11 protein-coding genes are annotated in these 11,592 nt (G+C 68.9%); 10 read left to right on the plus strand and 1 reads right to left on the minus strand.

Going from position 1 to position 11,592, the window contains the following annotated elements; all coding sequences use genetic code 11:
• The first annotated feature begins 29 nt into the window (after nucleotides 1–29).
• Nucleotides 30–686 (plus strand): HAD family hydrolase, encoded by a 657-nt coding sequence (locus EPD65_RS10840; protein WP_279387565.1) that lies wholly within the window; start codon nucleotides 30–32, stop codon nucleotides 684–686.
• Nucleotides 687–707: 21 nt separating this feature from the next.
• Here EPD65_RS10840 and EPD65_RS10845 read toward each other — a convergent pair whose 3' ends face one another.
• On the minus strand, nucleotides 708–1,595 hold the full coding sequence (locus EPD65_RS10845) for a RecB family exonuclease (RefSeq protein WP_131584028.1): 888 nt from the start codon (nucleotides 1,593–1,595) through the stop codon (nucleotides 708–710).
• A gap of 71 nt (nucleotides 1,596–1,666) precedes the next feature.
• On the opposite strand from EPD65_RS10845, the gene EPD65_RS10850 reads away from it, so the two are divergent.
• The 9 genes from EPD65_RS10850 (at nucleotide 1,667) to EPD65_RS10890 (ending at nucleotide 11,587) form a co-directional block, all read left to right on the plus strand.
• Nucleotides 1,667–2,836, plus strand: coding sequence for a site-2 protease family protein (locus tag EPD65_RS10850; RefSeq protein ID WP_131584030.1), 1,170 nt, complete (start codon nucleotides 1,667–1,669; stop codon nucleotides 2,834–2,836).
• Nucleotides 2,837–2,872: 36 nt separating this feature from the next.
• The gene (locus EPD65_RS10855; RefSeq protein ID WP_131584032.1) at nucleotides 2,873–3,865 is read left to right on the plus strand and encodes a tRNA (adenine-N1)-methyltransferase; all 993 of its coding nucleotides are present in this window, start codon (nucleotides 2,873–2,875) and stop codon (nucleotides 3,863–3,865) included.
• 87 nt (nucleotides 3,866–3,952) lie between these two features.
• Nucleotides 3,953–5,587 carry a proteasome ATPase gene (arc, locus tag EPD65_RS10860; RefSeq protein WP_131584034.1) on the plus strand — a complete coding sequence of 545 codons (1,635 nt, stop codon included), beginning with the start codon at nucleotides 3,953–3,955 and terminating at the stop codon, nucleotides 5,585–5,587.
• Nucleotides 5,588–5,609: 22 nt separating this feature from the next.
• Nucleotides 5,610–7,118, plus strand: a complete 1,509-nt coding sequence (gene dop / locus EPD65_RS10865; protein WP_131584036.1) for a depupylase/deamidase Dop — start codon at nucleotides 5,610–5,612, stop codon at nucleotides 7,116–7,118.
• An 18-nt stretch (nucleotides 7,119–7,136) separates the two neighbouring features.
• Nucleotides 7,137–7,340 carry a ubiquitin-like protein Pup gene (locus EPD65_RS10870; RefSeq protein WP_131584038.1) on the plus strand — a complete coding sequence of 68 codons (204 nt, stop codon included), beginning with the start codon at nucleotides 7,137–7,139 and terminating at the stop codon, nucleotides 7,338–7,340.
• Nucleotides 7,337–8,203 carry a proteasome subunit beta gene (gene prcB, locus EPD65_RS10875; RefSeq protein WP_131584040.1) on the plus strand — a complete coding sequence of 289 codons (867 nt, stop codon included), beginning with the start codon at nucleotides 7,337–7,339 and terminating at the stop codon, nucleotides 8,201–8,203. Before EPD65_RS10870 ends, prcB begins: the two co-directional genes overlap by 4 nt.
• Nucleotides 8,200–9,129: a proteasome subunit alpha gene (gene prcA, locus EPD65_RS10880; RefSeq protein WP_131584042.1), complete on the plus strand. Its 930-nt coding sequence runs from the start codon at nucleotides 8,200–8,202 to the stop codon at nucleotides 9,127–9,129. The genes prcB and prcA overlap by 4 nt, the downstream gene beginning before the upstream one ends.
• 104 nt (nucleotides 9,130–9,233) lie before the next feature.
• Nucleotides 9,234–10,595, plus strand: a complete 1,362-nt coding sequence (gene pafA, locus EPD65_RS10885; protein ID WP_131584044.1) for a Pup--protein ligase — start codon at nucleotides 9,234–9,236, stop codon at nucleotides 10,593–10,595.
• 74 nt (nucleotides 10,596–10,669) lie between these two features.
• Nucleotides 10,670–11,587, plus strand: coding sequence for an FKBP-type peptidyl-prolyl cis-trans isomerase (locus EPD65_RS10890; RefSeq protein WP_131584046.1), 918 nt, complete (start codon nucleotides 10,670–10,672; stop codon nucleotides 11,585–11,587).
• The last annotated feature ends 5 nt before the right edge of the window (nucleotides 11,588–11,592 follow it).

Genomic DNA, 11,592 nt, shown 5'->3' on the forward strand with positions numbered 1-11,592 from the left:
TCATCCTGAACACCGTCACCCCGGGTGGGATCCGTGCCGTCCTGTGGGACATGGACGGCACCCTCGTCGACACCGAGCCCTACTGGATGGAGGCGGAGTTCGACCTCGCCGAGCAGTACGGGGGCAGATGGACGCACGAGCACGGCCTCGCCCTCGTGGGCAACGACCTGCTGGAGTCGGGTCGCTACATCCTCCAGCACATGTTCGAGCCGGACTCGCCGGGCGCAGCGCTCACGCCGGAGCAGGTCGTCGAGCTGCTGCTCGACGGCGTCGTGGCACGCGTCGAGAAGGCCGTGCCGTGGCGTCCTGGCGCCCGCGAGCTGCTCGACGACCTGCTCGACGCCGGTGTGCCGTGTGCACTCGTCACGATGAGCTACCAGCGCTTCGTCGACCCGATCCTCACGCAGCTGCCGGCAGGCGCCTTCGCCGAGATCGTCACCGGTGACCGGGTCAGCCAGGGCAAGCCGCATCCCGAGCCGTACCTCAAGGCAGCAGCCGGTCTGGGCCTCGCGCCCGAGGAGTGCGTCGCGATCGAGGACTCCAACACGGGTGCCACGTCTGCCGAGGCTGCCGGGTGCACCGTGCTCGTCGTGGAATGCCACGTGCCCGTCGCGCCGGGGGAGCGGCGGGTCTTCCGGGACTCGCTCGAAGGCCTGACGGTCGACGACGTCCTGACGCTGCGCTGACCCGGCTGACGGAAGCCGGCCTCAGTCGTCGGTCAGGTCCGTGCCGAGGTCGCCCGCCGCGGCGAGCGCCTCGCGGACCAGGGGCAGCGGCAGCAGCTCACCACCGAACTCCGGGCAGTGCGCCTGGAACGAGCACCAGTCGCAGAGCCGTGACTTGTTGGGCCGCCAGTCGCCGCTCAGCTCCGCCGAGCGGATGGCGCCGAAGACCGCATTGACCTTCCGCTCCAGCGACCGCAGGTCTGCCTCGTCGGGCGCATAGCTGACGGTCTCGCCGTTGCCGAGGTAGATCAGCTGCAGCATCGCCGGGATGACGCCGCGCGTCTTCCACCAGACGAGCGCGTAGAACTTCATCTGGAAGAGCGCCTTGGCCTCGAAGAACTCGCCAGGACTCCTTCCGGTCTTGTAATCGGAGATCCGCACCCGTCCGTCAGGTGCCTCCTCGACCCGGTCGATGAAACCCCGGATCAGCAGCTTCGAGTCGAGCACGGTCTCGACGTACAGCTCACGCTCGGACGGCTGCAGGCGCGTGGGGTCCTCGAGCGTGAAGTACTTCTCCAGCGAACGCCGACACTCGTCGAGCCAGGCGCCGACCTCGGGGCCTTCCTCGCCAAACATCGAGGCAAGCTCCGGCTCCGCCTCGAGCAGCGCCTCCCACGAGGGGACGACCATCTCCTGAGCCCGCTCGGGGGTGCGGTCCCCGGCATCCAGGTCGAAGAGGTCCTCCAGCACCTTGTGCACGACGGTGCCGCGGACGGCGGCGGGGGACGGAGCCTCCGGCAGCTTGTCGATCGACCGGTAGCGGTACAGCAACGGACAGGTCATGAAGTCGCCGGCCCGGCTGGGGGAGAGCGCGCCGAGCACCTCGACCCCGTCGACGGGGGTGGAATGGGCTTCAGCGGGCGAGCTCATGCCAGCAATCTAGGCGAGGCCACCGACACTGGCCGCGGCGGTCCGCACCGGTGATCCGCTAGCCTCGGGCCGTGCCAGCACATGACGTCCCGTCACCGAGCGAGTCCGACCGCCGGGCTCCCGCTCCGGTCCCGCCGGGTCACTTCCGCGTGGGTCGTTTCCTCGGTGTCGATGTCCTCGTCACACGGTCCTGGTTCTTGCTCGCGGCGTTGATCGCCTTCCTCATGGCTCCGGTCGTCGACGAGGTCGAGCCCGGCCTCGGCGCCTGGAAGTACGTCGCTGGCCTGGTCATCGCGGTCGTCTACGCCTTCACGATCCTCGTCCACGAGGCAGCCCACGCGGTGTCGTCGCGGCGCTACGGCCACCCGGTCGAGTCGATCACGCTGCACTTCCTCGGTGGGCACACGGGTGTCGACGGTGGGCCGCGCAGCGCCCGCCAGGAGTTCGTGATGTCGATCGTGGGGCCGTTGGCCTCGCTCGGCGTCGCGCTGGTCGCGTGGCTGCTGGGCCAGGTCCTGCCCGGCGGACTGATCGGGCTGGTCATTGGCACCCTCGCCTGGGCGAACCTCGTCATCGGCGTCTTCAACCTGCTGCCCGGGCTGCCGCTGGACGGCGGGCGCGTCCTCAAGGCCCTGGTTTGGGGCGCCACGCGCAACGAGGTCCGCGGCACGATCGTCGCGGGCTGGTCCGGCCGGATCGTCGCGCTCCTGACCCTCCTCCTGCCCCTCGTCATGGAGCGCGTGTACGACGTGCGGGCCGACGTCACGTCGTGGGCCTTCGCGGTGCTCCTCGCGGCGTTCATCTGGAGCGGTGCGACGGCGGCCATGCAGGGAGCTCGCCTCCGCCGCACGCTGCCGTCGCTGGTCGCCCGACAGCTCGCGCGGCGTACCCTCGCGGTCCCCGCGGACCTACCCATCGCCGAGGCCGTACGCCGCGCCCAGGAGGCCGAGGCCGGCAGCATCGTGACCGTCGATACCGACGGGCGCCCCGTCGGCATCGTCAATGAGGCCGCCGTCGACGCGACACCCGACGACCGTCGCCCCTGGGTGCCAGCGTCCGCGGTCGCGCGCAGCCTGGTGCCCGGCATGACGCTGCCGGTGGACATCAAGGGCGAGGAGCTGATCCGGGCGATCACCTTCCTGCCCGCCCACGAGTACCTCCTCGTAGATGCCGAAGGCAGCATCTACGGCGTCCTCGCGACGGCCGACGTCGACCGAGCGTTCCGCGAGCGCCACCGCTGAGCGAAGGCACCGGCGTGCGCCGATAGGCTTCCCCTCATGCCTGACGCCACCGAGACGACCCCCGAGACGCCCGCCACGACGAGCGCCCCGCTGGCCGATGTGGCCGCGGAGGCCTGGTCCGGAGTGCACCGCGGACCGCTCCGTGTCGGTGAATGGGTCCGGCTGATCGACTCGAAGGGTCGCAAGCACAACTTCGAGCTGACCGAGGGCAAGCGGTTCTTCAGCAACAAGGGTCACCTCGAGCACGACGAGCTGATCGGTCGCGAGGAGGGCTTCACGGTCCGGTCCTCCGCCGGCGGCGAGTACCTCGTCTTCCGCCCCCTGCTCAGCGAGTTCGTCGTGTCGATGCCGCGCGGCGCTGCGGTGATCTACCCCAAGGACTCCGCACAGATCGTGGCCATGGCCGACGTCTTCCCGGGCGCGGTGGTGGTCGAGGCGGGCGTGGGCTCCGGCGCCCTCACCTGCTCGCTGCTGCGTGCCGTCGGTCCGTTCGGGCAGGTGCACTCGTTCGAGCGCCGCGAGGAGTTCGCCGACGTCGCGCGCCAGAACGTCACGCAGTTCTTCGGTGGTCAGCACCCGTCGTGGCACCTCCAGCTCGGCGACCTCGCCGAGGCGCTGCCGGCGTCCGGCCTCCGCGCCGACCGCGTCATCCTCGACATGCTGGCGCCGTGGGAGTGCGTTGACGCCGCGGCCGACGCGCTGACGCCGGGCGGCATCCTGATCGCGTACGTCGCCACCACCACGCAGCTCTCGCGCTTCGTCGAGACGGTCCGGGTCCACGGCGGCTTCACCGAGCCGCACTCGTGGGAGTCGCTGAACCGTGACTGGCACGTCGAGGGCCTGGCCGTCCGGCCCGACCACAAGATGATCGGCCACACGGCGTTCCTCTGCACCGCGCGGCGCATGGCGCCGGGGGAGAAGCCCCCGCGCAAGACCCGTCGTCCGGCTCCCGGCGCCTACGGTGCCGACTACTTCGGCCCCCGTCCGGCGGACCTCACCGAGCAGTCGCTCGAGGAGCGCGACGCGTAACAGCTCGATGAAGTTGTTGCCTCGGCGCGGCTAACCCCTGTCCTCTCACGCGGATCTGGGTAATGTCGCAGCAAGGAGGTGGCGCACATGTCGGCATCCGACCCGGACCTGAGGCTCCTGGAGGCACAGCGGTCACTCGCTGCTGTCACCGCGCAGAACGAGCGGCTCGCGCAGACGCTGCGGGACGCCCGCGACCAGATCGTCACGCTCAAGGAGGAGGTCGACCGGCTCGCGCAGCCGCCGGCCGGCTTCGGCACGTTCCTCCAGCGCAACGACGACGGCTCCGTCGACGTCTTCACCGGGGGCCGCAAGCTCCGGGTGAACGTCAGCCCGAACGTCGACGCTGCCGCGCTGCAGCGTGGCCAGGAGGTCATGCTCAACGAGGCGCTCAACGTCGTCGACGCGATGGCGTTCGAGCAGGTGGGCGAAGTCGTCATGCTCAAGGAGGTGCTCGCCGACGGAGAGCGCGTCCTCGTGATCGCCAACGCCGACGAGGAGCGCGTCGTGCGGATCGGCGCTCCGCTGCAGGACGAGAAGCTCCGCGCGGGTGACTCGCTGCTGCTCGACGTCCGCTCCGGCTACGTCTACGAGAAGGTGCCCAAGTCGGAGGTCGAAGAGCTGGTCCTCGAAGAGGTCCCCGACATCCACTACTCCGATATCGGTGGCCTCGCCGCCCAGATCGACCAGATCACCGACGCCGTCGAGCTGCCCTACCTCTACCCCGAGCTCTTCAAGGAGCACCAGCTCAAGCCGCCGAAGGGCGTGCTCCTCTACGGCCCTCCGGGTTGTGGCAAGACGCTGATCGCGAAGGCGGTCGCCAACAGCCTCGCGAAGAAGGTGGCGGAGAAGACCGGCCAGGAGGGGAAGTCCTACTTCCTCAACATCAAGGGCCCCGAGCTCCTCAATAAGTACGTCGGCGAGACCGAGCGCCACATCCGCCTGGTCTTCCAGCGTGCGCGGGAGAAGGCCTCCGAGGGCACCCCGGTCATCGTCTTCTTCGACGAGATGGACTCGCTCTTCCGCACCCGTGGATCCGGCGTGAGCTCCGACGTGGAGAACACCATCGTCCCGCAGCTGCTCAGCGAGATCGACGGCGTCGAGCTGCTGGAGAACGTGCTGGTCATCGGTGCCTCCAACCGCGAGGACATGATCGACCCGGCCATCCTGCGCCCAGGTCGGCTCGACGTGAAGATCAAGATCGAACGTCCCGATGCCGAGGCCGCGCGCGACATCTTCTCCAAGTACCTCGTGTCGTCGCTGCCGCTGCACGCTGACGACCTGGCCGAGTTCGGTGGCTCCCGGGACGCGACCGTCGCCGGCATGATCCGGGCGGCCGTCGAGCGGATGTACACCGAGACCGAGGAGAACCGCTTTCTCGAGGTCACCTACGCCAACGGTGACAAGGAGGTCCTCTACTTCAAGGACTTCAACTCCGGCGCGATGATCCAGAACATCGTCGATCGTGCGAAGAAGATGGCGATCAAGGACCTCCTCGACCACGACCAGAAGGGTCTGCGGATCCAGCACCTGCTCCAGGCCTGCGTCGACGAGTTCAAGGAGAACGAGGACCTGCCGAACACCACCAACCCCGACGACTGGGCCCGCATCTCCGGCAAGAAGGGCGAGCGGATCGTCTTCATCCGCACGCTCATCACCGGCAAGCAGGGCACGGAGCCGGGCCGGTCGATCGACACGGTCGCCAACACCGGTCAGTACCTCTGAACCCAGCAGACGGGAGCGCGCGATGAGCGTCGTACGCGTGATGGGCACGGAGGTCGAGTACGGCATCTCGGTCACCGGGCAGCCCAACGCCAATCCGATGCAGGCCTCGTCGCAGATCGTCAACGCGTACGCCTCGGCAACCCTGCGCGCCCGGCGGGCACGCTGGGACTTCGAGGAGGAATCGCCGCTGCGCGATGCACGCGGCTTCGACATGTCGCGCGCCACCGCGGACGCCAGTCAGCTGACCGATGAGGACCTCGGGCTCGCCAACGTCATCCTCACCAACGGCGCGCGCCTGTACGTCGACCACGCCCACCCGGAGTACTCCACGCCCGAGTGCACCAACCCGCTCGACGTCGTCCGGTGGGACCGGGCGGGGGAGCAGGTGATGCTCGAGGCGTCGCGGCTCGCTGCCCAGGTGCCCGGCACCGCCCCGATCCAGCTCTACAAGAACAACACCGACAACAAGGGCGCCTCCTACGGCGCCCACGAGAACTACCTCATGCGACGTTCGACGCCATTCGCGACGATCGTGCGCCACCTGACGCCGTTCCTCGTCAGCCGGCAGGTGGTCTGCGGGGCCGGGCGCGTCGGCATCGGCCAGGACGGCGCGGGCGACGGCTTCCAGATCACCCAGCGCTCGGACTTCTTCGAGGTCGAGGTAGGTCTCGAGACGACGCTGAAGCGTCCCATCATCAACACGCGCGACGAGCCGCACGCCGATCCGGCGATCTACCGGCGGCTGCACGTGATCATCGGCGACGCCAACCTCGCCGAGACCTCGACGTACCTCAAGCTCGGTACGACGTCGCTGGTCCTGGCCATGATCGAGGACGGCTTCATCGACCGCGACCTGGCGCTGGCCACGCCGATCGCGAGCCTGCGCGCGATCAGCCACGACCCGACCTGCACGCTGGCCGTGCCTCTCAAGGACGGTCGGCGGCTGACCGCCGTGCAGCTCCAGCTGGAGTACCTCGACCTCGCCAAGAAGTACGTCGAGGACCGCTATGGCGTGGATGCCGACGCCCAGACCCGCGACGTGCTCCATCGCTGGGAGTCAGTCCTCGACCGCCTCGAGCGCGACCCGATGCTCTGCGCACGCGAGCTCGACTGGGTCGCAAAGCTCCAGCTGCTCCAGTCCTACCGCGACCGCGACGGCCTGGACTGGGCCGATCACAAGCTCCACGCCATCGACCTGCAGTACGCCGACATCCGGCCCGAGAAGGGGCTCTACCACCGCCTCGTGTCACTCGGCCGGATGGCGACCCTCATCGATCCGGCCAGCGTCGATCGCGCCATGCACGAGCCGCCCGAGGACACCCGGGCATGGTTCCGCGGCAAGTGCCTGGAGCGCTACGGCGACGGCATCGCGGCCGCTTCGTGGGACTCGGTGATCCTCGATCTGCCCGGTCACGACACGCTCCACCGGATCCCGACACTCGATCCGCTGCGCGGCACGCGCCACCACGTCGAGGCGCTGCTTGATCGTTGCGAAACTGCTGAGCAATTGTTCCGTGAACTGACCCGCTGATCCGGCTAGTGTCGAGTCATGGCCCAGGAGCAGAAGCACCCCAAGAAGTCTGCGGAGGAGTCGGTCGAAGAGGTCGACGAGGTGACTCCTGACGAGACCGTCGCCGAGCGCAAGGAGCAGCTCGACGAGGACATCGACGCGATCCTCGACGAGATCGACGGAGTGCTCGAGTCCAACGCCGAGGACTTCGTGAAGTCGTTCATCCAGAAGGGCGGCGAATGAGCGCCCTGGGCGGCGCGGCAGGGTCGTTCGTCGGCCTGCCGGCGTCCTTCATGGCGCCCGGCACCTCGTCGTTCGCGGACTTCCTGAGTGCCCACCAGCCCGACCTGCTCCCGAGCTCACGCGTGACCGGCCTCGGCAGCGCCGCGGACCTCGCTCCGCACGGCACCACGATCGTGGCGGCGACCTTCAGCGGCGGCGTCGTCATGGCCGGCGACCGGCGCGCGACCATGGGCAACATCATCGCCCAGCGCGACATCGAGAAGGTCTTCCCGGCTGATGAGTACTCGTGCGTCGGCATCGCCGGCACCGCCGGGCTTGCGGTCGAGATGGTCCGTCTCTTCCAGACCGAGCTCGAGCACTACGAGAAGATCGAGGGCTCGACGCTCTCCATGGACGGCAAGTCCAACCGCCTCGCTGCGTTGATCCGGGGCAACCTCGGTCTGGCGATGCAGGGCCTGGCCGTCGTTCCGCTCTTCGCCGGCTTCGACCTGGACGCAGGCATCGGCCGGATCTTCTCGTACGACGTCACCGGCGGCCGCTACGAGGAGACGGCGTTCCACTCGGTCGGGTCGGGCTCGCTCTTCGCCCGCGGCTCGCTGAAGAAGCTCTACCGGGATGACCTCTCCGCAGATGCGACCGTCCAGGCGGTCGTGGAGGCGCTCTACGACGCCGCCGACGACGACTCGGCCACCGGTGGTCCCGACGTCACGCGCCGGATCTTCCCGGTCGTCCAGGTGATCACCGCTGACGGCGGGCACCGGATGGCCGACGAGGACGTCGCGACCATTGCCGACCGCGTGATCGACGGGCGGATGCGCCGCCCCGATGGACCTGCCGCCGAGCTGGAAGGCCCCCGCCGATGAGCATGCCGGGCATGTACGTCACCCCCGAGCAGATGATGAAGGACCGCGCGGACTTCGCGCGCAAGGGCATCGCCCGCGGTCGCTCCGTCATCGCCGTGCAGTACGCCGACGGCGTGCTCTTCGTGTCGGAGAACCCCAGCCAGGCGCTGCACAAGGTCTCCGAGATCTACGACCGGATCGCGTTCGCCGCGGTCGGTCGCTACAACGAGTTCGAGAACCTCCGGATCGCCGGCGTCCGGCTGGCCGACATGCGCGGCTACGCCTACGACCGCCGGGACGTCACGGGGCGCGCGCTCGCGAACGCCTATGCGCAGACCCTCGGCACGATCTTCAGCAGCGGAGGGGAGAAGCCCTATGAGGTGGAGCTCTTCGTCGCGGAGATCGGCGACGCCGTGGGCGGCGACCAGCTGTACCGCCTGACGTACGACGGCCAGGTCGCCGACGAGCAGGGCTTCGCCGTGATGGGCGGTGCTGCGGACGTGGTCGCGGCGTACCTCCAGGAGCGCTACGTGCCCGGTGCGGACCTCGCCGCCGCCCTGCGGCTCGCTGTCGCCGCGCTCGGGCACTCCGACAGCGCGGACCGGGTCGTGCCCGATGAGGACCTTGAGGTGGCGGTCCTCGACCGGACGCGCACGCAGCCGCGCAAGTTCAAGCGGATCCGGGGCCAGCAGCTCACCGGCCTGCTCGGCCTGCGCGGCCCGGAGCAGCCGGACGGCCCCCACGATGAGGACAGCGACGCGGGCCGTGGCGCCGAGGCGATCCCGGCCGACGATGTCAGCGACCCGACCGACCTCGCGGGCGGCGGCGTACCTCCGCTCGAGAACCCGCTGACCGGCGAGCCGAGCGGGCCGAGCGGGCCGGACGACGCGACCCAGGTGATCCCTCCGGTCGGTCCCGCCACGCCGCCGCCCGCGCCACCTGCCTGAGGCACTGCGCGCTACCGATCAGTAGAGCCCTTTTTTGCGACCCGCGAAGGTCGTACTGATCGGTAGCGCGGGTCTGGGCACCAGCACGGGTCTAGTGTCGGGCCATGGACCGGAGGATCTTCGGGATCGAGAACGAGTACGGCGTGACCTGCACCTTTCACGGGCAGCGTCGCCTGAGTCCTGACGAGGTCGCGCGCTACCTCTTCCGCAAGGTCGTGAGCTGGGGTCGCAGCAGCAATGTCTTCCTGCGCAACGGCGCCCGCCTCTACCTCGACGTGGGCAGCCACCCGGAGTACGCCACCCCCGAGTGCGACGACGTTGCGGAGCTCGTCGCGCACGACAAGGCAGGGGAGCGAATCCTCGAGGGCCTGCTGATCGACGCCGAGAACCGCCTCCATGAGGAGGGGATCGCCGGCGACATCTACCTGTTCAAGAACAACACCGACTCCGCCGGAAACTCCTACGGCTGCCACGAGAACTACCTGGTCAGCAGGCAGGGCGAGTTCAGCCGGCTCGCCGACGTCCTGATCCCGTTCCTCGTGACGCGCCAGATCATCGTCGGCGCGGGCAAGATCATCCAGACGCCGCGGGGTGCGTCGTACTCCGTGAGCCAGCGGGCCGAGCACATCTGGGAGGGCGTCTCCTCGGCGACGACCCGGAGTCGCCCGATCATCAACACCCGCGACGAGCCGCACGCGGACGCCGAGCGCTACCGCCGCCTGCACGTCATCGTGGGCGACTCGAACATGTCGGAGACGACGACCATGCTGAAGGTCGCCAGCTGCGACCTCGTGCTGCGGATGATCGAGGCCGGCGTCGTGATGCGCGACATGACCATGGAGAACCCAATCCGCGCGATCCGCGAGATCGCCCACGACATGACCGGCCGCAAGAAGGTGCGGCTCGCCAACGGGCGCGAAGCGAGCGCGCTCGAGATCCAGCTGGAGTACCTCACGCGGGCCCGCGACTTCGTCGACCGCCGTGACCTTCGTACGCCGGTCATCGACCGCACCCTCGACCTCTGGGAGCGCGGCCTGAAGGCAGTGGAGTCCGGTGACTTCTCGCTCGTCGACCGCGAGATCGACTGGGTGATCAAGTGGAAGCTGATCGAGCGCTATCGGGCCAAGCACGAGCTGCCGCTCGGGCACGCACGCATCGCGCAGCTCGACCTCGCCTACCACGACATCCGGCGCGACCGCGGTCTCTACTACCTGCTCGATCGTCGCGGGGCGGTCGCCCGGGTGACCGACGACCTCGCCGTCTTCCGGGCCAAGTCCGTGCCGCCCCAGGACACGCGGGCACGGCTACGCGGCGACTTCATCAAGGCGGCGCAGGAGCGGCACCGCGACTTCACCGTCGACTGGGTGCACCTCAAGCTCAACGACCAGGCCCAGCGCACCGTCCTGTGCAAGGACCCGTTCCGTGCCGTCGACGAGCGGGTGCAGCGGCTCATCGACGGGATGTGAGTCCGTTCAGGCGCTGCTCAGACGCGTTGGCTAGGCTGCGCGCGACATAGATCCAGCACCTGCAAGGGGAACCCGTGCGCCGCCTCGTCGTCACCTCCACCGTCCTCGCTCTCTCGACCATGGGCCTCGCGGCCTGTGGTGGCACCGACTCCCACGACACCGGTTCGGTGAAGGTGAGCGGTGCGTTTGGCTCCCAGCCGACGGTGAAGTACGACGGCAAGGTCGTCCGCGACAAGACCGAGGTCAAGGTCCTCCACAAGGGCACCGGCGACACGATCGCCGAGGGTGACTCGCTCACGCTGAACATGTATCTCGGCAACGGCTACACGGGCGAGAAGGCGATCAGCTCCTACGACAAGGGCCAGTCGCCGACGCCGATCGACGTGAACTCCTCGACCCTGCCCGCCCTCGAGAAGGCGCTCAAGGGCCAGAAGGTCGGTGCGCGCATCGAGGTCATCGCGGCGCCCAAGGACGCGTTCGGCCCCAACGGTGGCAACCCGGACCTCAATATCGGCAACAAGGACACGACCGTCTGGGTCCTCGACGTGATGAGCAAGGTCGGCGTCAAGGACGTCGACCGCTCGGCCGTCCCGAAGCTCTTCGGCAAGGGTGGCGGCGTCCCGGCCGGCTTCGACTTCACCGCGTCCCCCAAGAAGCCGTCGACGGACCTCCTGCGCGCCACCCTCAAGCCGGGCACGGGCGACCCGATCAAGGCGGGCCAGGCCGTCACGGTGCGTTACCTCGGCAGTGTCTACGGCTCCTCGAAGGTGTTCGACGAGACCTTCAGCAAGGGCAAGAAGCCGATCCCGGTCACCGTCGGCCAGGGTGGTGTCATCAAGGGGTGGGACCTCGGTCTGGTCGGCACCAAGGTCGGCAGCCGCATCGAGCTGGTCATCCCGAGCGACCTCGGCTACGGCGCGCAGGGACGCGAGCCCTCGATCAAGCCGAACGAGGCTCTCGTCTTCGTCATGGACATCGTCAGCGCTTCCTGACGCGG

The sequence above is a fragment of the Nocardioides jejuensis genome (assembly GCF_004337475.1).
Classification (GTDB): domain Bacteria; phylum Actinomycetota; class Actinomycetes; order Propionibacteriales; family Nocardioidaceae; genus Nocardioides; species Nocardioides jejuensis.